This is a genomic window from Halomonas sp. LMYGS-3 (genome assembly GCF_059509875.1).
This window is the reverse complement of record NZ_JCAKFQ010000006.1, coordinates 69,306-89,277: the sequence shown is the minus strand read 5'-3', so window position 1 is coordinate 89,277 and position 19,972 is coordinate 69,306. Positions and strand designations below refer to the sequence as shown.

Annotated in this window: 18 protein-coding genes; all 18 read left to right on the top strand. The window is 63.9% G+C overall.

The window, feature by feature from the left end; genetic code table 11:
* The first annotated feature begins 4 nt into the window (after positions 1 to 4).
* On the top strand, positions 5 to 2,155 hold the full coding sequence (locus AC5W54_RS07670; protein ID WP_495961483.1) for an acetate--CoA ligase family protein: 2,151 nt from the start codon (positions 5 to 7) through the stop codon (positions 2,153 to 2,155).
* 33 nt (positions 2,156 to 2,188) lie between these two features.
* Positions 2,189 to 3,370 (top strand): acyl-CoA dehydrogenase family protein, encoded by a 1,182-nt coding sequence (locus AC5W54_RS07665; RefSeq protein ID WP_495961482.1) that lies wholly within the window; start codon positions 2,189 to 2,191, stop codon positions 3,368 to 3,370.
* Positions 3,371 to 3,379: 9 nt separating this feature from the next.
* A complete protein-coding gene (locus tag AC5W54_RS07660) occupies positions 3,380 to 4,507 on the top strand; it encodes an acyl-CoA dehydrogenase family protein (RefSeq protein ID WP_495961481.1) in 1,128 nt (375 codons plus the stop codon).
* Between the two features lie 41 nt (positions 4,508 to 4,548).
* Positions 4,549 to 5,496 (top strand): SDR family oxidoreductase, encoded by a 948-nt coding sequence (locus tag AC5W54_RS07655; RefSeq protein ID WP_495961480.1) that lies wholly within the window; start codon positions 4,549 to 4,551, stop codon positions 5,494 to 5,496.
* 27 nt (positions 5,497 to 5,523) lie between these two features.
* Positions 5,524 to 6,384, top strand: coding sequence for a MaoC/PaaZ C-terminal domain-containing protein (locus AC5W54_RS07650; protein ID WP_495961479.1), 861 nt, complete (start codon positions 5,524 to 5,526; stop codon positions 6,382 to 6,384).
* A complete protein-coding gene (locus AC5W54_RS07645) occupies positions 6,381 to 7,544 on the top strand; it encodes a thiolase family protein (RefSeq protein WP_495961478.1) in 1,164 nt (387 codons plus the stop codon). The genes AC5W54_RS07650 and AC5W54_RS07645 overlap by 4 nt, the downstream gene beginning before the upstream one ends.
* A 1-nt stretch (position 7,545) precedes the next feature.
* The gene (locus AC5W54_RS07640; RefSeq protein WP_495961477.1) at positions 7,546 to 7,962 is read left to right on the top strand and encodes a Zn-ribbon domain-containing OB-fold protein; all 417 of its coding nucleotides are present in this window, start codon (positions 7,546 to 7,548) and stop codon (positions 7,960 to 7,962) included.
* A 110-nt stretch (positions 7,963 to 8,072) separates the two neighbouring features.
* Positions 8,073 to 9,278, top strand: coding sequence for a CaiB/BaiF CoA transferase family protein (locus tag AC5W54_RS07635; protein WP_495961476.1), 1,206 nt, complete (start codon positions 8,073 to 8,075; stop codon positions 9,276 to 9,278).
* Between the two features lie 41 nt (positions 9,279 to 9,319).
* Positions 9,320 to 10,321 carry a DODA-type extradiol aromatic ring-opening family dioxygenase gene (locus AC5W54_RS07630; RefSeq protein ID WP_495961475.1) on the top strand — a complete coding sequence of 334 codons (1,002 nt, stop codon included), beginning with the start codon at positions 9,320 to 9,322 and terminating at the stop codon, positions 10,319 to 10,321.
* Positions 10,322 to 10,338: 17 nt separating this feature from the next.
* Positions 10,339 to 11,013: an RraA family protein gene (locus AC5W54_RS07625; protein ID WP_495961474.1), complete on the top strand. Its 675-nt coding sequence runs from the start codon at positions 10,339 to 10,341 to the stop codon at positions 11,011 to 11,013.
* Positions 11,013 to 11,669 (top strand): RraA family protein, encoded by a 657-nt coding sequence (locus tag AC5W54_RS07620; protein ID WP_495961473.1) that lies wholly within the window; start codon positions 11,013 to 11,015, stop codon positions 11,667 to 11,669. Before AC5W54_RS07625 ends, AC5W54_RS07620 begins: the two co-directional genes overlap by 1 nt.
* Before the next feature lie 11 nt (positions 11,670 to 11,680).
* Positions 11,681 to 12,301 (top strand): 4-carboxy-4-hydroxy-2-oxoadipate aldolase/oxaloacetate decarboxylase, encoded by a 621-nt coding sequence (locus tag AC5W54_RS07615; protein ID WP_495961472.1) that lies wholly within the window; start codon positions 11,681 to 11,683, stop codon positions 12,299 to 12,301.
* Positions 12,302 to 12,320: 19 nt separating this feature from the next.
* Positions 12,321 to 13,076, top strand: coding sequence for an enoyl-CoA hydratase/isomerase family protein (locus tag AC5W54_RS07610; protein ID WP_495961471.1), 756 nt, complete (start codon positions 12,321 to 12,323; stop codon positions 13,074 to 13,076).
* A gap of 163 nt (positions 13,077 to 13,239) precedes the next feature.
* The gene (locus tag AC5W54_RS07605; protein WP_495961470.1) at positions 13,240 to 14,394 is read left to right on the top strand and encodes a TAXI family TRAP transporter solute-binding subunit; all 1,155 of its coding nucleotides are present in this window, start codon (positions 13,240 to 13,242) and stop codon (positions 14,392 to 14,394) included.
* A 72-nt stretch (positions 14,395 to 14,466) separates the two neighbouring features.
* Positions 14,467 to 16,413, top strand: a complete 1,947-nt coding sequence (locus tag AC5W54_RS07600) for a TRAP transporter permease (protein WP_495961469.1) — start codon at positions 14,467 to 14,469, stop codon at positions 16,411 to 16,413.
* Between the two features lie 34 nt (positions 16,414 to 16,447).
* Complete coding sequence (locus AC5W54_RS07595; RefSeq protein WP_495961468.1) at positions 16,448 to 17,644, top strand: Bcr/CflA family multidrug efflux MFS transporter; 1,197 nt, start codon at positions 16,448 to 16,450, stop codon at positions 17,642 to 17,644.
* A 3-nt stretch (positions 17,645 to 17,647) separates the two neighbouring features.
* Positions 17,648 to 18,928 carry a Rieske 2Fe-2S domain-containing protein gene (locus AC5W54_RS07590; protein WP_495961467.1) on the top strand — a complete coding sequence of 427 codons (1,281 nt, stop codon included), beginning with the start codon at positions 17,648 to 17,650 and terminating at the stop codon, positions 18,926 to 18,928.
* 30 nt (positions 18,929 to 18,958) lie between these two features.
* Entirely contained in the window at positions 18,959 to 19,933 is a 975-nt protein-coding gene (locus AC5W54_RS07585) for a PDR/VanB family oxidoreductase (protein WP_495961466.1), read from the top strand.
* Positions 19,934 to 19,972: the final 39 nt, after the last annotated feature.

Here is a 19,972-nt window from a genome sequence, read left to right as displayed (position 1 = left end):
GATAATGAGTACAACTCCTTCACCCCCTGGCGTGCGGCGAGCCCACGATATCCGGCGATTGCTCTATCCGGAGTCCGTGGCCGTGGTGGGGGTTTCCGACAGTGAGCGGTCGTTCGGCAACTTCGTGCTCTCCAACCTGGACGACTTCCGCTTCGCCGGCAGCCTGCATCTGGTCAGTCGTACTGCCGATACGGTGAAGGGGCACCCCTGCGTGGCCTCCATCGATGCGCTGCCCTATGGCCTCGACGTGGCGGTGCTGACGGTGCCGGGCAAGGCGGTGGTGGAGTCGGTACGGGCCTGTGGCCGCCGCGGAATCGCGGCCGCCGTGGTGTTCGCTTCCGGCTTCTCCGAGGCCGGGGAGGAGGGGGAGCGTCAGCAGGCCGAACTGGCCCGGGTCGCTCGGGAGAGCGGCATCATGGTGGTCGGGCCCAACTGCATGGGACTCAGCAACCTGGTGGATGGCTTTCCCCTGACCTTCGAGCCCCAGGAGCTGGGCCCGGACTACAGTGCCAGGCTGCGTCAGGAGAGCCGGCCGGGGGTGGCGGTCGTCGCCCAGAGCGGGGCCATGGCCAATAACCTCCGCGATGCCCTGATCGCCAACGGCCTGCCGGTCATGTACGCCATCTCCACCGGCAATGAGGCGGTACTGAGTATCGAGGATCACCTGGCGCACCTGGTCGACGAGCCGCGGGTCGGGGTGATCAGCCTCTATGTGGAGCAGGTGCGCTATCCCGAGCTGTTTCTCGCCCAGGTGGCCAGGGCCCGGGCGGCGGGCAAGGCCGTCGTGATGCTGATGCCGGGACGCAGCGCCCGGGCCCGGGAGGCGGTGCAGTCCCATACCGGCGCGTTGGCCGGCAACCATGCGGCGGCCTGCGTCAAGCTGCGGGCCGAAGGGGTGCTGCTGGTCGATACCCTCGACGAGCTGTTCGATGTCACCGCCATCCTGCACAAGTTCCCCGAGCCTCCGGCGGCGGCGCCGGCGCTGCTCACCAACTCGGGGGCGGTCAAGAACTGCGCCCTGGATCTCGCCGAGGATATCGGCCTGACCTTCCCGGCGTTCTCTGCGGGCACCCTCGCCGGGCTGGAGGCGATCCTGCCCAGCTACGCCGTGGCCGAGAACCCGCTGGACTTCACCACCATCAGTGCCAAGGACCCGGAAGCCTACACCAGGCTGTGCAATGTCGTCGTGGACGATGCGGGCATCGGTGGTGTCATGGTGGCGATGATGGGCGGGCCCCGGGTTGGTCAGCTGGACAAGGCCAGGCACCTGGTGCCGGCCATCGCCCAGTGCACCAAGCCCTCGGCGCTGATCATTCTGGGGGATCAGTCGGAACTGATTCCGGAATTTCGCCAGGCCATCGAAGAGAGCGGCGTGCCCTTCTTCCGCTCGGTGGATCGTGCGGTGCGTGCCTTCGCCCAGGTGGAGGCCTATGGTCGCGCCCTCCGGCGTCAGCGCATCGAGGCCCAGGCGCGCCACTTGCCGGTGCTGCCCGGAGAGGGCGTCCACGCCGAGTACCGTTGCAAGCAGTGGCTGGCCGATGCCGGCATCGCCTTCCCCGCCGGCCGGCTGGCCACCAGCGCCGACGAGGCGGTGCGCATCGCCGAGGAGGTGGGCTACCCGGTGGTGATCAAGGCCCAGTCCGCCGAGCTTCCCCACAAGTCCGACGCCGGTGGCGTGCTGGTGGGGCTGGCCGATGCCGAGGCGCTGCGTGCGGGCTGGGAGCGTCTGCACGCCTCGGTCAAGGCGGCGCGCCCCGAGTTGACCCTGGATGGGGTGCTGATCGAGGCCATGGGCAAGCGCGGTGTCGAGCTGATCGTCGGCGCCCGCCGTGATCCGCAATGGGGCCCAGTGGTGATGGTCGGCCTGGGTGGCGTGTGGATCGAGGCCCTGAAGGATGTGCGCTTGCTGCCCCCCGATGCGCGACTCGAGGATATCGAAAGCGAGATTCATGCCCTGAAGGGCGTGGCCCTGCTGCGTGGCCTGCGTGGCAGCGAGCCGGTGGATATTCCCGCCATCGCGGAGGTGGTCTCCCGCATCGGTCGGGCCATGCAGAGCTGCCCCGAAGTCGAGGAGATCGATATCAACCCGCTGGTGGCCTATCCCGACGGCGCCGTGGCCCTGGATGCCCTGGTGGTCACCGGCCCGCAAGGCTAGACCGGTCAGCATAACGACAAGGCGAGACAGATCATGAGACTCAATTTCACCGAGCAAGAAGAGACCTTCCGCCTGGAGGTCCGGCAGTTCGTCAAGGAAGAACTGGATCCGGCCATCAAGGCGAAGGTGGAGCGCGGCCTGAGGCTGGAGAAGGCCGACTATGTCGCCTGGTACACCAAGCTCTACGAGAAAGGCTGGATCACTCCGGGCTGGCCCGAGGAGCACGGCGGGCCCGGCTGGACCCCGATCCAGAAGTACCTGTTCGACGAGGAGACCCTGTTGGGCGGGGCGCCGCGGATCATCGCCAGCGGCATCAACATGCTGGGGCCGGTACTGATCGCCTTTGGAACCCCGGAGCAGAAGGCGAAATACCTGCCGGCGATCCGGCGCAGCGAGAGCTGGTGGGCCCAGGGTTTCTCCGAGCCGGGAGCCGGCTCCGACCTGGCCTCCATGCGTACCACCGCCGTGCGCGATGGCGATCACTACATCGTCAATGGTCACAAGATCTGGACCTCCTACGCGCACTTCTGCGACAAGCTGTTCTGCCTGGTCAAGACCGACAAGGAGGCCAAGCCCCAGGAGGGTATCTCCTTCCTGCTGATGGATCTGGACACCCCGGGCATCGAGGTGCGTCCGATCAAGCTCTATGAAGGCGGCAACGACCTCAACGAGGTCTACCTGGATAACGTGCGGGTGCCGGTGGAGAACCGGGTCGGCGAGGAGAACAAGGGCTGGACCTATGCCAAGTACCTGCTCGGCCACGAGCGCACTGGCATCGCCGGCATCGGCGCTTCCAAGCAGCAGCTGCTGCGGGTCAAGCGCCTGCTCGCCGAGCAGGGCATGGTCGCCGACCCCCACTACCGGCGGCGGGTCACCGAGCTCGAGATCGAACTGATCGCCCTGGAAGCCACCGGCCTGCGCATCCTCGGCGAGAACCAGACCTTCAGCGCCCCGGGCGCCGAGGCCTCCATGTTGAAGATCCGCGGCACCGAGTTGCGCCAGGACATCTTCGAGCTGCTCTATGAGGTGGCCGGCCCCGCGGCCGTTCCCTTCTCCGAGCAGGCCATGTTCCTCGAGGGCGAGGATCCGCTGATCGGCGACGACGAGCGCGCCTCCCTGGCGGCCAACTTCCTGGATTCACGAAAACTATCCATCTATGGCGGCACCAATGAGGTGCAGCGCAATGTCACTGCCCAGATGCTGCTGAGAGGTTGAGGAACGGACATGGATTTTTCAATCAGCGAAGAACAACTGCAGCTGCGCGAGGCGGTAAAGCGCTTCTGCGACGGCGAGTATCCGTTGGAGTCGCGTGGTGAGCGAGTGAGTGCCGACAAGCGCCGCGAGCGCTGGGCGACGATGGCCGAGCTGGGCCTGGTCGGCCTGGGTGTCTCGGAAGCGAGTGGCGGCAGCGCCCAGGGCATGGTCGAGCAGCTGGGGGTGATCGAGGAGCTGGGGCGCGCCCTGAGCCCGGAACCCTATCTTTCCACGGCGGTTATATCAGCCTCCCTTATCGACGTCTTGGGAACGCCCGAGCAGCAGCGCCAGTGGCTCCAGCCCCTGGTTGAAGGCGAGTTGCGCCTGGCCCTGGCCCTGGACGAGCCGGAAGGCCGCTATGACTACCGCGCCAGCGAACTCGATTGCCGCCTGATCCGCGACGGTGAGGGATATCGCCTCAGCGGTGAAAAGGTCCTGGTCCTGGATGGTCCCGAGGCCGATGCCTTCGTGGTCGCCGCCGAGCGGGAGGGCGCCCTGCAGCTGCTGGTGGTGCCGGCCGATACCGCGGGGCTGGCCCGGATCGAGGGCACCACCCTGGATGCCCGAGCACTCGCCACCCTGCGCTTCGATGAGGTGACGGTCTCCTCCGATCAGTTGCTGGCGGAGGGGGAGGCGGCCGAGCAGGCCCTGCAGGCGGTGCTGGACCGCGCCTCGGCGGCGCTCTGTGCCGAGTCGGTGGGTGCCATGACCGAGCTGGTCGAGCAGACCCGGGAGTTTCTCAAGGTGCGCAAGCAGTTCGGTGCCTCCCTGGGCAAGTTCCAGGCCCTGCAGCACCGCTTCGTGGACATGGTGGTCGCCCTCGAGCAGTCACGCTCCATGGCGGCCGTGGCGGCCATGGCGGTGGACGAGGCCGACGCTACCAAGCGCCACCGGCTGGTGGCTGCCGCCCGGGTGACGGTGGCCAGGGCCGCCCGCCTGATCGGCAAGGAGGCGATCCAGATGCATGGCGCCATGGGCATGACCGATGAATGCCGCGTGGGCCACTACGTCAAGCGGCTGATGGTGGCAGAGCGCCTGTACGGCGATGTCGCCCATCACCTGGAAGCGTTCGAACACAGTGTCGCCACATCGGCGTAATCATCACGACATCCCGCAAAAACAAGGCAAGGAGTCAGAACATGAGCCATCTCAACATCGAGTCCCTCGACGGCAACCTGCAGAACATCCTCCAGGACAAGGTCATCCTGGTCACCGGAGCCGGCAACGGCATCGGCCGTGCCATCGCCCACTACTGTGCCGCCCAGGGCGCCAAGGTGGTGGTCAACGATTACGGCACCAGCCTGACCGGCGACAAGGAAGACGCCAGCCCCGCCGAGCAGGTGGTCAAGGAGATCGAAGCCGCCGGTGGCAGCGCCGTGGCCAATCTGGACAGCGTGTCCGCCCCCGATGGCGCCAAACGCATGGTCGACCTGGGGGTGGAGACCTGGGGCCGCATCGATGGCGTGGTCAACAACGCCGGCGTCCTGCGTGACAAGATCTTCCACAAGATGGGCCTGGACGACTGGAAGCTGGTGATCGACACCCATCTCAACGGCTCCTTCTACACCTCCATCGCGGCGGCCCAGCACTTCAAGGCCCAGGGCTCCGGTGCCTTCGTGCACATGACCTCGCCGACCGGGGTGGTTGGCATGCTCGGCCAGGCCAACTATGGCGCCGCCAAGTCCGGCATCATCGGCCTGTCCAAGGCCATCGCCCTGGACATGAAGCGGGCGGGTGTGCGCTCCAACACCGTCTCGCCCTCCGCCTTTACCCGCATGCTCGACAACATCGTCGCCGAGACCCCCGAGCAGAAGGCACGCCTGGCCAAGGCCAAGCTCAACACCCCCGAGAAGGTCGCGCCCTTGATCGCCTATCTGCTCTCCGACCTGGCCGAGAGCATCACCGGCCAGATCTTCGGGGTGCGCCGCAACGAACTGATGCTGTTCAACCAGATTCGCCCGATCCGCTCGGTGGCCTACGGCGATGGCTGGACCCAGGAGGCCATCCACGACAGCGCCATGCCGTCCATGAAGCGCTTCTTCACCCCCCTCGATGGCGGTGAGTATTTCGCCTGGGACTCCCTGTAAGGAACCCCTGATTTCAAGGACAACACCATGCCGATCAATCGCGAATTCCTGATCAACTGGCAGATGGCGCCCGTCGTTCAGCGTTATACCGACAAGGACACCATGCTGTTCGCCCTCAGCCTGGGGCTGGGCGAAGATCCCCTGGATCCGCAGCAGCTGCAGTACGTCTACGAGGACGGTCTCAAGGCCTTCCCCACCATGCCGGTGGTGCTGTGCAGCCCCCAGGGCTGGGCGGTACATCCCGAGGCGGGCCTCGACTACCGCATGATGGTGCACAGCGAGCAGCGCCTGAAGATCCACAAGCCGCTGCCGCCGGCCGGCACCCTGCGCGCGGTGACCCAGGTCGACGATGTCATCGACAAGGGGGAGGGACGCGGCGCCATCCTCTATCTCAGCCGCGACATCCACGACGACGAGAGCGGCGAGTTGCTGGCCACCGTCAGCGGGACCGCCTTCGCCCGTGCCGATGGCGGCTTCGGCGGCCCCGATGGCCCCATGATCGCGCCTCACAAGCTGCCGGGAGGTTCACCCGAGTACCGTCTCGAGGCCACGACCTCGCCGCAGATGGCGCTGCTCTATCGCCTCAATGGGGACCGCAACCCCATCCACGCCTCACCGAAGATCGCCGAAAGTGCCAAGTTCCCACGTCCGATCCTGCATGGACTGGCCACCTATGGCGTGGCCGCCAATCTGCTGATCAACGAATTCGCCGGCGGCAACCCGGAGGCGCTCAAGGAGCTCAACGCGCGCTTCTCGGCGCCCTTCTTCCCCGGTGAGACCCTCACCGTGGAGGCCTGGAAGCACGGCAGCGAGGTTTCCTTCCGCGCCCTGGTCGCCGAGCGCGATGCGGTGGTCCTCAACAACGGTTATGCGGTGGTGGAATCATGACGATCAACGGCAAGGCCTACATCGTGGGGGCCTACGAGCACCCCACCCGTCGCGCCGACGATATCTCAGTGGCGCGCCTGCATGCCGAGGTGGCCAAGGGGGCGCTGGAGGATGCGGGACTCAGCAAGTCCGATATCGACGGTTACTTCTGTGCCGGCGATGCCCCCGGGCTGGGTGCCACCAGCATGGTGGAGTACCTGGGCCTGAAGGTGCGCCATGTGGATACCACCGAGTGCGGCGGCTCGGCGCCCATCCTGCATGTGGCCCATGCCGCCGAGGCCATCGCCGCTGGGCGCTGCAACATCGCCCTGGTGACCCTGGCCGGACGGCCGCGGGCCGCGGGGGCGTCCCTGGCGCTCAAGGCGCCGGATCCCGATGCGCCGGACCTGCCCTTCGAGCTGCCGTTCGGCCCGGCGACCCAGAACCTCTATGCCATGGTGGCCCGCCGCCATATGCATGAGTTCGGTACCACCAGCGAGCAACTGGCCTGCATCAAGGTGGCGGCCTCCCAGCATGCCCAGCACAACCCCCATGCCATGCTGCGCAAGCCGGTCACCGTGGAGGAGGTGGTCAACTCGCCGATGATCTCCGATCCGCTGCATCGCCTGGACTGCTGCGTGATGAGCGATGGCGGGGGGGCGGTGATCGTGGCGCGTCCCGAGATCGCCGCCCAGCTCAAGCGTCCCAGGGTGAAGATCCTCGGCGCCGGCGAGGCCCAGAAGGACGGCCAGGCCGGGCAGATCGACCTGACCTATTCCGCCGCCGTCTGGTCCGGCCCGGCGGCCTTCGAGATGGCCGGCGTCACGCCCGCAGACATCAAGTACGCCTCCCTCTACGACAGCTTCACCATCACCGTGCTGATGCAGCTGGAGGACCTGGGGTTCTGCCGGAAGGGCGAGGGGGGGGCCTTCGTGGCCGACGGCAACCTGATCGCCGGCCATGGCCGGCTGCCCTTCAATACCGACGGTGGCGGCCTGTGCAACAACCATCCGGCCAATCGTGGCGGCATGACCAAGATCATCGAGGCCGTGCGCCAGCTGCGTGGGGAAGCCACCCCGGCCGTGCAGGTGCCCGACTGTGACCTGGCCATTGCCAGCGGCATCGGCGGCGCCCTGGCCTCTCGTCATACCGCCGGCACCGTCATCCTGGGGAGGGAATAAAATGGCAGAGCAGAAACCGTCTGGACAGCAGTCAGCAAGACCCGAACCGCGTTCGCCGCAGATGGACGTGGAGGCGTTCTGGGCCGCCACCGAGCGAGACGAGCTGCTGATCAAGGAGTGCCAGGAGTGCGGCCAACCGCACTTCTATCCGCGCATGGTCTGCCCGCACTGCCTGAGCGACCGCGTCGAGTGGAAGGCGGTCAGCGGGCGCGGCGAGATCTACTCCTACAGCACCCTGATGCGCAAGGGAGAGCCCGGCCACACCATTGCCTTCGTGCGCCTCGAGGAGGGCGTGACCCTGATGAGCAACATCATCGATGCCGACCCGCAAGGCCTGGCCATCGGCCAGCCGGTCCGGGCGGTCTTCCGCCGGCTCAAGGAGGGCGGGCCCAAGCTGCCGCTGTTCGTGCCGCGCTGAGGGCTGTTCTCGGATGACGACGACAGCAGAGTTCATGTAACGACAAGGGAAAGGCGGCGCGGGTAGAGGCGCTTGGCCATTCCAGAGCCGTTTTCCTGTGGAGCCAGATCATGTTGCAGACCAGTAGAACCAAGGGCCCTCTTTCGCGCTTCACCATCATCGATGCCAGCCGTGTGCGGGCAGGCCCCACGGCCATTCGCCCGTTCGCGGACATGGGGGCGCGGGTGATCAAGATCGAGATCCCGGACGGGGCGCCCGGCGGCGACGACATGATCGGCGCCAGGGACCACGATCGGGCGGACTTCGAGAACCTGCATCGCAACAAGGAGAGCCTGACCCTCAACCTCAAGGCCGAGGAGGGCCGGGCGATCTTCCATGACCTGATCCGTGAGGCGGACGTGTTCATCGAGAACTATCGCCCCGACGTCAAGTACAAGCTGGGTATCGACTACGAGGCCCTGAAGGCGATCAACCCGCGCCTGGTCTATGCCAGCATTTCCGGCTTCGGCCAGGACGGTCCCTACAGCAAGCGCCCCGGTTTCGACTCCATTGCCCAGGGCATGGGCGGGCTGATGTCGATCACCGGCGAGCCGGGCCGCGGCCCCATGCGGGTCGGGATTCCGCTGGCCGACCTGTGCGCCGGGCATTTCTGTGCCCAGGGCATCCTGGTGGCGTTGCTCGAGCGCGAGGTCTCCGGAGAGGGGCAGTGGGTGCATACCAACCTGCTCGAGTCCCAGATCGCCATGCTCGACTTCCAGGCCGCCAAGTGGCTGATCGATGGCCACGTCTCCGGACAGAACGGCAACGAGCATCCGATCACCGTGCCGACCGGCGTCTATGCCACCCGTGACGGCTACCTCAACCTCGCCGCGATCGGGCAGACCATGTGGGTGCGCTTGTGTGGCGTGCTGGGCGTGCCCGAGCTGGTCGAGGAGCCAGGGTTCGAGACCGACGCCATGCGGGTCAAGAACCGCGACCGCGTCAATCAGGCGATCGGCGAGCTGTTCCGTGAGCGCACCACCGCCGAGTGGATCGATGCCCTCAACGAGGCGGGCGTGCCCTGTGGTCCCATCTATGCCATCGACAGGATGTTCGAGGACGATCAGGTCAAGCATCTGGACGTGACCTGGGATATCGACCATCCCGAGCGCGACACCCTTGAGGTCATCAACACGCCCATCCGGATGTCCCGCTTCCCGCGCCCCGACAAGGCCCGGCCGGCACCGGAGAAGGGCGAACATACCGATCGCATCCTGGCGGAGCTGGGCCTCTCCCAGGCGCGCATCGACGAACTGAAGCAGCGCCACGTGGTGTGATGTGACACCCACGACCAGAACAACGATTCAGGAGTAACGTCATGGCTACATTAGCGGCGGCATTCGGCACCTCCCACAGCGTCATGCTGGTGTGTCGCAAGGAGGACTGGCAGTACGGCTTCAAGGAGGTGGATCCGCGCAATCCCCATTACTTCGACCGTGAAGGGAATCACCGTACCTATGAGGAACTGCTGGCGGTGGCGCCGGAAGGGGCGGAGGAGATGGTGACGCCGGAGCGCATGGCCGAACGCTTCGATGCCGCCGAGGCGGCGATGGACGAGCTGCGCGAGCGTATCGCGGCGGCGGACCTGGATGTGCTGATCGTGGCCGGCGATGACCAGACCGAGCTGTTCGGGCTCAACAACATGCCCGCCATCGCCATCTACTATGGCAAGACCATCCGCAACGCCAAGCGGGAAGCGCTCAGTGAGGACGACAGCTGGTATCGCCGCGCCCGCGCCCAGCGCCAGGAGCCGGATGGCGATGTGCACTATCCGGTGGACAGCGAGCTGGCCGAATGGCTGATCCGTCGCCTGTCCGACAAGGATTTCGACATCACCGCCATGGCCGGGCTCGACGAGGGACAGTTCGAGGGCCATGCCTTCTCCTTCCCCCACCGTCGCTACCTGTCCCATGCCCAGCTGCCCATCGTGCCGATCATGGTCAACACCTTCGATCCCCCCAACCAGCCCACCGCCAAGCGCTGCGTGGCCCTGGGGCGCGCGCTGCGCGAGTTGATCGCCGAATATCCCGAGGACCTCCGGGTCGGCCTCCTGGCCTCCGGCGGGCTGTCTCACTTCGTGGTCGAGGAGGAGTTCGACCACCGGTTGATTCAGGCCTTCCGTGACGGTGATCTGGACTATCTGGCCGCGATCGATCCCAAGCGCCTCAAGGCCGGTAGCTCCGAGATCCGCAACTGGATCCTGGTGGCGGCCGCGGCCACCGACCTGGAAATGGACTGGGCCGAGTACGTGCCCGGCTATCGTACCCCGGCCCTCACGGGGACCGGTCTGTGCTTCGCCTCATGGAAACCCGTCAGTTAAATATAAGGCAGACTGATATGTCAGATCACTATCTGGTTCGACTTCGGCGCCTGGACTGCTGTGCACTGTCCGATGCCCTGGACAAGCTGGGGCTTCCCGGGGCGGTGACCGACCTGCACCAGTTCTCCGCCACCCGGCGCATCTGTGGCCGCGTCATCACCGTCAAGCTCGACGCCGTGGATGCCGGGCAGGGCAAGCCGCAGGCTGGGCCGCCGCGTCACCTGTGCTGCACCGCCATCGAGGCGGGAGACGGCGATAGCGTCATCGTGGTCGAGCAGCGTACCGGCCGGGATGCGGGCAGCTGGGGAGGCCTGCTCTCCCTGGGGGCCAAGGTGCGCGGTATCGCCGGCGTGGTCGCCGACGGTCCGGTGCGCGATATCGATGAGGCCCGCGAGATGGATTTTCCGGTCTATGCCCGCACCCTGACCTCGAAGACCGCCCGTGGCCGTGTCATGGAGGTCGGAACCAATGTGCCGATCCAGGTCGGCGAGGTATCGGTGGAAGCGGGCGACTATGTGGCCGCCGACAACAGCGCGGTGATCCTGATTCCCGCGGAGCATATCGAGGACGTCCTGGATGTGGCCGAGATGATCGTGCGCAAGGAAGCCGCCATGGCCAAGGCGATACTCACCGGCCAGCCCATCGGCGAGGTCATGGGCGGCAACTACGAACATATGCTGGAGAACGGATGATGAGCGATGACAAGAACGTGGCCCGTGCGGCGAAGCTGGACACGGCGACCCTGAGCGATGCCCTGGACAGGCATGGCATCAATGGCCAGTGCTACGGTATCGCTCCCCGGGACAACGCTTTCCGTCTGGCCGGTCGCGCCTATACCCTCAAGTACGGGCCGGCCAGCACCCCACCCGGCACCGTGGGCGATTACATCGATGACGTGCCGCCGGGCAGCGTGCTGGTGCTGGACAATCAGGGGCGCGACGACGCCACCGTGTGGGGCGATATCCTCACCGAGATCGCTCACCGCCGCGGTATCGCCGGCACCGTGATCGACGGTGTCAGCCGCGATGTGGCCCTGTGCCGCGAGCTGGGCTACCCGGTCTATTCCCGTGGCCACTGGATGCGTACCGGCAAGGATCGCGTCCAGGTCGAGGCCACCAATGTGCCGGTCAATATCGGCCGGGCCCGGGTCGCCCCCGGCGACCTGCTGCGTGGCGACGCCGATGGCGTGGTGGTGATTCCCCGGGAGCATGAAGAGGCCGTGCTGGCCACCGCCGAGGCCATCGAAGCCGCCGAGAACGGCATTCGTGAAGCGGTACGTGGTGGCATGCGCCTGGATGAGGCCCGCGGCCAGTTTCGCTACCACCAGCTGCAGACGGCGGAGAAATAGGAGAGCGTGACATGACGATCAGTGCTGAGCTGTTGAAACGGGCCGCCGAGCTGCCCACGGCGACCCTGCACGAGGCTTTCGGCAAGCGTGGCAATCTCCCCTCCGCCATCAAGCCGGTTTCTCCCGACTTCAAGGTCTGTGGTCGAGCGGTGACGGTGCATGGTCCCGGTGGCGACAACCTGTGGATCCACCGGGCCATCTACGAGGCCCGGCCCGGCGACGTGCTGGTGGTCTGCACCAACGGCACCTATGAACACGGCTACTGGGGCGAGATCATGTCCACCGCCGCTCTGGAACGCGGGCTGGCCGGGGTGGTCATCGACGGAGGCGCCCGGGATGGCGCGCTTCTCGGCGAGTTCGGCTTTCCGGTGTTCTCCCGGGGGCTGTGCATCAAGGGCACCGGCAAGGATCCCGATGCCGTGGCCTGGATCAACCAGCCGGTCATGATCGGTGAGGTGATCATCGCCGCCGGTGATCTGGTCGTGGGCGATGGCGATGGCGTGGTGGCCATTCCGGCGGCCGAGGTCGCCGAGGTGCTGACGGCCGCCGAGCGGCGAGAGGTCGAGGAGGCGGCCATCCTCGAGCGGCTCAAGGCGGGCGAGTCCACGCTGAGCATCTACGGCTGGCACTGAGCCAGGAGGAGTGACAAGCATGATCTCGGCTTCTCCGGTCCTGGAAATGGACGAGCGTCTGGCCACCATCACCCTCAGCCGTCCGGAGCAGGGCAATCGACTGAGCGATGAGGACCTCGACCGGCTGGTCGAGCACTTCGCGACGATCGAGGCCTCGTCGGTGCGCGTGGTGCGCCTGCGTGCCCTGGGCCGTCACTTCTGTGCCGGCTACGATTTCTCGGATCTGGCATCCGGCGGTGAGGGTGAGCGTTTCGAGGCCACCATGAATGCCCTGGCCGCGCTGCGGCCGATCACCGTCGCCGAGGTGCAGGGCGGCGCTTACGGGGGCGCCAGCGATCTTCTGCTGGCCTGTGATTTCAGGCTCGGCAGCGATGCCGCCAGGGTCAGCATGCCGGCGGCACGCTTCGGACTGCACCTGTATGGCGGCATTCTGCAGCGCTATGTCTCACGCCTGGGACTGAATACCGCCAAACGGATGATTCTCAACACCGAGCCGCTGGACGCCCGGGAGTTGTACCGGCTGGGGGTGCTGACGCATCCGCCATGCTCCCCGGAGGAGCTGGCCGCCAGCAGCCGGGCGATCATCGACAATCTCCTGGAGCTGGCGCCCCTGGCGCTCCAGGGCATGAAGCGCCACCTGAACGCCATCGCCGATGGCTGTCCCGATCCTCGCCGGCTGCGCGAGGACATCGATCGCTGCACGGCCTCTCGTGATTTCCGCGAGGGCCTGCAGGCGATCAAGGAGAAACGGCCTGCCATATTCGAAGGTCGCTGAGGGAGAAGCGGTTTAACTTCTGTGAACAAGACGAAAGTCTACCGATGGGCCATGGAATAATCCATGAATGTGGTGCAAGCTTAGGTAAGTCAGGCTTATATAAGGCTGTCTTATCGTTTTGCACTCAAACAATCCACAACAACGATAAGTGGAGTAATGCAAGATGACAATCAAATCTGGAGTTCAGCTACTCACTCTGGCCGCGGGGCTGGCCATACCCCTGGTGGGCGCCGCCGAGCCAACCTTCCCGCGCGTCTCCGTATGGACCGCCTACGACACTGGTTCCACCTACTACATCCAGGCGTCGGCCCTGGGCGGCCTGCTGCGCGAGCATCAGAACAGCAATATCCGCATCATTCCCGGCCGTAATGACGTGGCCCGGATGACGCCTCTGAAGAGCGGTCAGGCCAGCTATACCATGAGCGGTATCGCTACCTATTTCGCCCAGGAAGGGGTGATGCTCTTCAACTCCGACGAGTGGGGGCCCCAGCCCTTGCGCGTGGTGTCGGCCAATTTCGGCGGTCAGGCCATTGGTCTGGCCGCTTCAGGGGCCTCCGGTATCGAGACTCCGGCCGACCTGGAGGGCAAGAATGTCGTCTATGTGCTGGGTGGGGATGCCATGAACATGACCACCGCCGCGGTGCTCTCCTATGCCGGACTCACCTGGGACGATGTCAATAAGGTGGGGATCGGCAGCCCGCTCGAGGCGATCGATTCCGTGCTCAATGGCGTGGCGGACGTCATGCCGGGCTCCACGGGCAACCCGCTGATCGAGCGACTCAGCGGTAGCCCCGGTGGACTCTCCTGGATACAGCTGCCGGCTGATACTCCGGAAGGGGAGGAGGCCTGGCAGCGTATCGCCGAAACGGTGCCCTATTACCAGCCGATCACCGCTACCGAAGGGGTGAACATTTCCGAGGAGGCGCCCTGGCACAGCGGCGGCTATGCGTTGCCGATCCTGGCCACCATGGCCGAGCAGGATGCCGATGAGGTCTATGCACTGGTCAAGTTCATGGACGAGCACTTCGAGACCTTCAACCGCCAGGCACCGGCGGCGTCCGGGTGGGCCGTGGAGCGTCAGAATTTCGAATGGATCATGCCTTACCACGAAGGTGCCGTGCGTTACTTCAAGGAGAAGGGCGTCTGGAGCGACGAACACCAGGCGCATAACGATGATCTGCTGCGTCGACAGGAGGTCCTGGCGGACGCCTGGGCGGACTATGTGGGCGCCAATGGCAGCAGCTTCAGCTCGGACGAGTGGAGCGAGCATCGCGCGGCTGCGCTGAGGGAAGCCGGTTTCATTCCGGGACTGCTGTAACGTCTATCAAGAGAAAGGTTGACCCGCTCTGTCGGGTCAACCTCCCGTTCCTCTTGCGAGTGAGTGTGAGACATGTCGGAACCCTTGCAGCGTCGTCCAGTCGTGGTGAGCGTCATTCTGGTTGTAGTGGCTATCCTGGCGACCTTGACCGCCGTCTACCAGATCTTCAATCTGGGTTTCTATACCGGCTTTACCATGTTCGACGTGCAGTACATCTATGTACTGATGGCCATGTTGCTGCCGGTCGTATTCATCTCAATGCCGATCAACCTGGGGACCCGAGTGGACAGGGTACCCTGGTATGACTGGCTGTTGGCCCTTGTCTCTCTTCTGTGCTGTGGGTTCTTTGCCGCCAATGCGGTCAATGCCATCTACCGGGGATGGGAGTTCGCCGCGCCTGAACATGTCGTCTACATGAGCTACCTGATGTGGGCCCTGGTGCTGGAAGCGGTACGCCGTAGCGGCGGTTGGGCCATTTTCTGCGTCGTCTTGCTGATGTCCCTCTTCCCGCTGATGGCCGGCTGGCTGCCGGACAGCTTTGCTGGCGTGTCGACGCCGGTCCATCAAGTCGCCATCTACCATGCCCTCAGTGCCGAGAGTATCCTGGGGATTCCGGTACAGGCATACGGGAAACTGGTGGTCGGTTTCCTGCTCTTCGGCACGGCACTACAGTGTACGGGGGGCGGAAAGTTCTTTCTCGACCTCGCCTTCGCCATGCTCGGCAAGGTGCGGGGCGGTCCCGCCAAGGTATCGATCTTCTCCAGCGGCTTGATGGGCTCCATGTCAGGGAGCGTTATCACCAACGTGCTGACCACGGGGCCGCTGTCTATCCCGGCCATGCGTCGTGTCGGCTTCTCCAAGACCTATGCGGCTGGGGTAGAAACTTGTGCGTCGACCGGCGGCGTACTGATGCCTCCGGTGATGGGGGCGGCCGCCTTCATCATGGCGGTGTTCCTCGACATTCCCTATGGGCAGATCGCCCTGGCTGCCGCCATTCCCTCGGCGCTCTATTTCTATGGCCTGTTCATTCAGATCGACTTCTTCGCCGCGCGTCAGAATCTCAAGGGGCTGGATGAGAAGGAGCTGCCCAGGCTGGGTGAGACCTTCCGGGCTGGCTGGCACTACCTCTTCGTGTTCGCCTTGCTGATCTGGATGCTGCTGGTGATGAATCGTGAGGCCGTCGCCCCCTTCTATGCCACTGCCCTGCTGATCGTCGTCAACCAGATGCGAGCCGCCAACCGCTGGTCGCTGGCCGACCTCCGGGAGTTCATCGAGGTCAGCGGAATGCGCCTCGTGGAACTGCTGGGGCTGATGGCGGGCATCGGCATGATCATGGGCGGCCTGACCGTCACCGGCATGTCCGGCACCATCGCCACGGACCTGCTGTTCATCGCCGGTGGCAACCCCATGATCCTGCTGTTCATGGGCGCCCTGACCAGCTTCATCCTGGGGGTCGGCATGCCGATCACCGCCGCCTATATCTTTCTGGCCATCGCCCTGGCACCGGCCCTGGTCGATGCCGGCCTGAATCCGCTCGCCGTGCACATGTTCATCCTCTACTGGGGGATGCTGAGCTTCATTACGCCTCCGGTGGCGACCGGGGCCTTCACCGCAGCCAAGGTGGCGGGTAGCCATCCCATGAAGACGGGCTTCATGTCGATGCAGCTGGGCAGCATCATCTATTTCATTCCCTTCTTCTTCGTGCTGGAACCGGCGCTGCTGTTACAGGGGTCGGCCGGTGAGATCCTCAAGGCGATCATTTCGGCAGTCATCGGGATTGCCCTGGTGGCCGGCGGGTTGCAGGGGTACCTCCCCAAACTCGGTTCCCTGGCGTGCGCGGGCTATCTGCAGTGGCCGGTCAGGGGGTTGTTCATCGCCGGAGGGCTACTGGTGGCGATGCCTCACAATCCGCTGATCAGCGTTCCCGAGCTGGGCATGCTGGGCCTGGCGCTGGGTTGCCTGGTAGTGGCCACCATGCTCTGCCTGCTGTCACGCCGACAAGGCATGACGGCCAGTTGATGTCGCTCGGGCTCCACCCCAGGCGAGGGAGGTGATGATGCACACAGGAAGGTTGTCGTTGTTGGTGGCTGCAAACACGGCGCTGGCGCCTCTGGCCATCGATGCCTACCTTCCTGCCTTGCCACAGATCGCCAATGAGCTGGGCACAAGCATTCATCGTGCCGAGCTTTCCATCAGTATCTTCCTGGCAGGGTTTGCCATCGGGCAGCTGGTATGCGGTCCTCTGTCCGATCGCCTGGGCCGTAAACCGGTGCTCTTGACCGGGCTGCTGCTGTTCGTGATTGCCAGTGTCATGCTGGCCCTCTCGGAATCGCTGGGCGAGCTCTTCCTGTGGCGTTTTCTTCAGGCTCTTGGAGGGGGAGCCAGCGTTGTCAACTCCTCCGCCATTGTGCGTGACTGCTTCAAGGGGAGGGAGGCGGCAAAGGTGATGTCCACCATGGCAATGATCATGATGGTAGCACCGCTGGCAGCGCCGGCAATCGGTAGCCTTCTTCTTCATGTTTCTGGATGGCAGGCGGTGTTTCTTTTTCTGGCCGCATATGCTTGCGTGGTGCTGGTGATCGTAGGCACAAGGTTGCCGGAAACGTCATCGGAAAGGGGAAAGGAGATTACGCTTGCTGGAGTGATACGAAACTATTCCTCGGTTCTTGTGCACCGCGAGTCCCTGGGATATATCTGCGCAGTTGCCATGTCATTTTCCGGTCTAATGGCCTTTGTTACGGCCTCTCCCTTTGTCTATATGGCCCTGCTCGGCATTTCGCCCTCAGCGTATCCCTTTGTCTTCGGGGCGAACGTGATATTTGTGGCGGCGTGTAGCAGGATCAATGTGCGATTGCTTCGCCACCGAAGCCCGAGACAGAACCTCCTGCTGGGCATTGGTGTTCAGCTGGCCTCGGCCACGGCGCTGGTGATGGTCTCACTCTCCGGGGCGGTGACCATCTACACTGTGGTTCCGCTTGTCATGCTGTTTGTGGGTGCCATCGGCCTGGTAACGCCCAATGCCATCGCATCGGTACTTGAAAATTTCCCTCATATCAGTGCGACTGCGGCGGCGCTGATGGGGGGGATCAAGTTCATCTGTGCCGGAGCCGTGGGATTCCTGGTGACCTTCTTCGAAGTGGATAGCATCTGGCCCATGGCGCTGATGATGCTGGGAGTCGCCATCGTCGGAAATCTTGGTCTGAGATGGTTGACACCCTCGAAAGGACAACAACAAGTCGCGGAGGGGTGATCGATGTTATCGAGAGAAATCAATGAACGTTTGACTCGTGTCGGTCCTGACACGCCCATGGGGGAGGTGCTGCGTCGCTACTGGCATCCTGTTGCCGCTATCGACGAGTTGGAGCGCTCCCCGACCAAGCCCCTGAGGCTGCTCGGTGAGGACCTGGTGCTGTACCGGGACAAGAGTGGTGATTATGGCTTGCTCGATCGCCATTGTGCCCATCGGCGAGCCGATCTGAGCCAGGGTATCGTGGAGCAGCATGGGATTCGTTGCTTCTACCATGGCTGGCAGTACGATGGGGCCGGGCAGTGCATTCATCAGCCCTTCGAGGAGCAGGTGGATCCAACGGCCTCGCTGTGCGCCCGAACCCGTATCGCAGCCTATTCTATCAAGCCTGCCGGCGGCATGCTCTGGGCCTACCTGGGGCCATCTCCTGCCCCTGAACTGCCGGACTGGGAGGCATTTCACTGGGCCAATGGCTTCGTCCAGGTCGTCTTCTCCGAAGTGCCCTGCAACTGGCTTCAGGCCCAGGAGAACTCCATCGATCCGGTTCACTTCGAATGGACGCATGCGAACTGGAGTCGTCGGCAACGAGATGCGGATGCCCGTTATGCTCCCACACATACGAAGCTGGGTTTCGAGGAGTTCGATCATGGCTTCCTCTATAAGCGAGTCTGTGAGGACACTTCCGAAGAGGATCCGCTCTGGACGATTGGTCGAGTATGCCTTTGGCCGAATGGCTTCTTCCTTGGCGACCACTTCGAATGGCGGGTTCCCATGGATGATGAGAACATGCTGAGCGTAACCTGGTCGTTCATTCGTGTGCCAAGGGAGAGTGAGCCTTACGAGCAGAAGCATATTCCAAGCTGGTATTCTCCGATTCGGGATGACAATGGACGATGGATCACCAGTCATGTGCTCAATCAGGATATCGTGGCCTGGGTTGGTCAGGGGCGAATCACGGATAGGTCGCGAGAAACACTAGGGACGAGCGATCGAGGGATTGCTCTCCTGCGGCGTCGGTTGCTTGACGATATCGATGCGGTCGAAAGTGGCAGGGACCCGAAAGGAGTGCTGAGAGAGCCGCCCCCCGCCGAGGGTATTCGTCTCCCCAGCGATCACCGCGATTTCTTTCTCGAAGGGCTACCGCTGGAGGAGTACCGTCGCCATCCCAAGTGGGGTCGCCTACTGACTCAGTTCATTTTCCATGTCGGGCAACCCGATGATGTCAAGGCTGCCTGCGAGGCGGCTACCGGAGTGTCGATGAAGAGCGATGAACTCATCGACCTGTAGCCGTTCCATTCATTCCAGCGAGGTATCTCCATGAGTCAGGTGGAAGAAATCCTGCAAGTCAGGGTCAAGTCAATTACCTTCGAGGCGGAGGGTATTCTCAGTTATGATCTCCGTCCCGTGGCACCGCGTCGAGAGTTGCCCGCCTTCAGCCCCGGGGCCCATATCGACCTGCACCTGAGCAACGGGCTGATTCGAAGTTATTCGATTTTCAACTCCCAGGCAGAGAGCGATCGTTATCGGGTGGCCGTCAACCTCGACGCCAATAGCCGAGGCGGATCACGCTTCATGCATGGCAGCGTCCATGCCGGCGATATCCTGACCATAGGGGCGCCGAGAAACAACTTTCTGCTGAACGAAGAGGCGGAGAGCAGTGTACTGATTGCCGGTGGTATCGGTATCACCCCCCTCTATGCCATGGTGCGTCGCCTGGATGAGCTGGGGAAGAAGTGGACGCTCTACTACTCGACAAGATCAAGGAAGAATACGGCCTTTATCGAGGATATCGAGGCGCTGAGCTCCAGCAGTCAACATGGTAGCGTTGTGTTTCATTTCGATCAGGAGAGTTCGGGTGGCTTTCTGAACTTTCCTGACATCGTGGCCTCCGCGCCGAGCAGTACTCACTTCTACTGCTGCGGTCCCCTGCCCATGCTGGAGGCCTTCGAGTCAGCCACGAAGGCCCTGTCCGATGACTGCGTGCACGTCGAGTATTTTGCGGCCAAGGAGGCGGCGGATACCTCCGGCGGATTCACGGTGGAGCTGGCTCGATCGGGGGCAAGTTACTATGTGCCGGCGGGCAAGACCATTCTCGATGTGCTGATCGATGAAGGCCATCAGCCACTCTACTCCTGCCAGGAAGGTATCTGCGGGACCTGCGAGGTTCCTGTCCTGGACGGGGAGCCGGATCATCGGGACCTGGTGCTCTCTGCGCAGCAGCGTGCCGCCAACAAGAGCATCATGGTGTGTTGTTCCGGCTGCAAGAGCGCCAAGCTTGTGCTTGACATGTGACTATTTTTTTACTAAACAATAAGCAAACCTTATATAAGG

Excerpts from the sequence above, each read along its gene's own strand:
- AC5W54_RS07670 (WP_495961483.1), top strand. The coding sequence starts at position 5 with ATGAGTACAACTCCTTCACCCCCTGGCGTGCGGCGAGCCCACGATATC.
- AC5W54_RS07665 (WP_495961482.1), top strand. The coding sequence starts at position 2,189 with ATGAGACTCAATTTCACCGAGCAAGAAGAGACCTTCCGCCTGGAGGTC.
- AC5W54_RS07660 (WP_495961481.1), top strand. The coding sequence starts at position 3,380 with ATGGATTTTTCAATCAGCGAAGAACAACTGCAGCTGCGCGAGGCGGTA.
- AC5W54_RS07655 (WP_495961480.1), top strand. The coding sequence starts at position 4,549 with ATGAGCCATCTCAACATCGAGTCCCTCGACGGCAACCTGCAGAACATC.
- AC5W54_RS07650 (WP_495961479.1), top strand. The coding sequence starts at position 5,524 with ATGCCGATCAATCGCGAATTCCTGATCAACTGGCAGATGGCGCCCGTC.
- AC5W54_RS07645 (WP_495961478.1), top strand. The coding sequence starts at position 6,381 with ATGACGATCAACGGCAAGGCCTACATCGTGGGGGCCTACGAGCACCCC.
- AC5W54_RS07640 (WP_495961477.1), top strand. The coding sequence starts at position 7,546 with ATGGCAGAGCAGAAACCGTCTGGACAGCAGTCAGCAAGACCCGAACCG.
- AC5W54_RS07635 (WP_495961476.1), top strand. The coding sequence starts at position 8,073 with ATGTTGCAGACCAGTAGAACCAAGGGCCCTCTTTCGCGCTTCACCATC.
- AC5W54_RS07630 (WP_495961475.1), top strand. The coding sequence starts at position 9,320 with ATGGCTACATTAGCGGCGGCATTCGGCACCTCCCACAGCGTCATGCTG.
- AC5W54_RS07625 (WP_495961474.1), top strand. The coding sequence starts at position 10,339 with ATGTCAGATCACTATCTGGTTCGACTTCGGCGCCTGGACTGCTGTGCA.
- AC5W54_RS07620 (WP_495961473.1), top strand. The coding sequence starts at position 11,013 with ATGAGCGATGACAAGAACGTGGCCCGTGCGGCGAAGCTGGACACGGCG.
- AC5W54_RS07615 (WP_495961472.1), top strand. The coding sequence starts at position 11,681 with ATGACGATCAGTGCTGAGCTGTTGAAACGGGCCGCCGAGCTGCCCACG.
- AC5W54_RS07610 (WP_495961471.1), top strand. The coding sequence starts at position 12,321 with ATGATCTCGGCTTCTCCGGTCCTGGAAATGGACGAGCGTCTGGCCACC.
- AC5W54_RS07605 (WP_495961470.1), top strand. The coding sequence starts at position 13,240 with ATGACAATCAAATCTGGAGTTCAGCTACTCACTCTGGCCGCGGGGCTG.
- AC5W54_RS07600 (WP_495961469.1), top strand. The coding sequence starts at position 14,467 with ATGTCGGAACCCTTGCAGCGTCGTCCAGTCGTGGTGAGCGTCATTCTG.
- AC5W54_RS07595 (WP_495961468.1), top strand. The coding sequence starts at position 16,448 with ATGATGCACACAGGAAGGTTGTCGTTGTTGGTGGCTGCAAACACGGCG.
- AC5W54_RS07590 (WP_495961467.1), top strand. The coding sequence starts at position 17,648 with ATGTTATCGAGAGAAATCAATGAACGTTTGACTCGTGTCGGTCCTGAC.
- AC5W54_RS07585 (WP_495961466.1), top strand. The coding sequence starts at position 18,959 with ATGAGTCAGGTGGAAGAAATCCTGCAAGTCAGGGTCAAGTCAATTACC.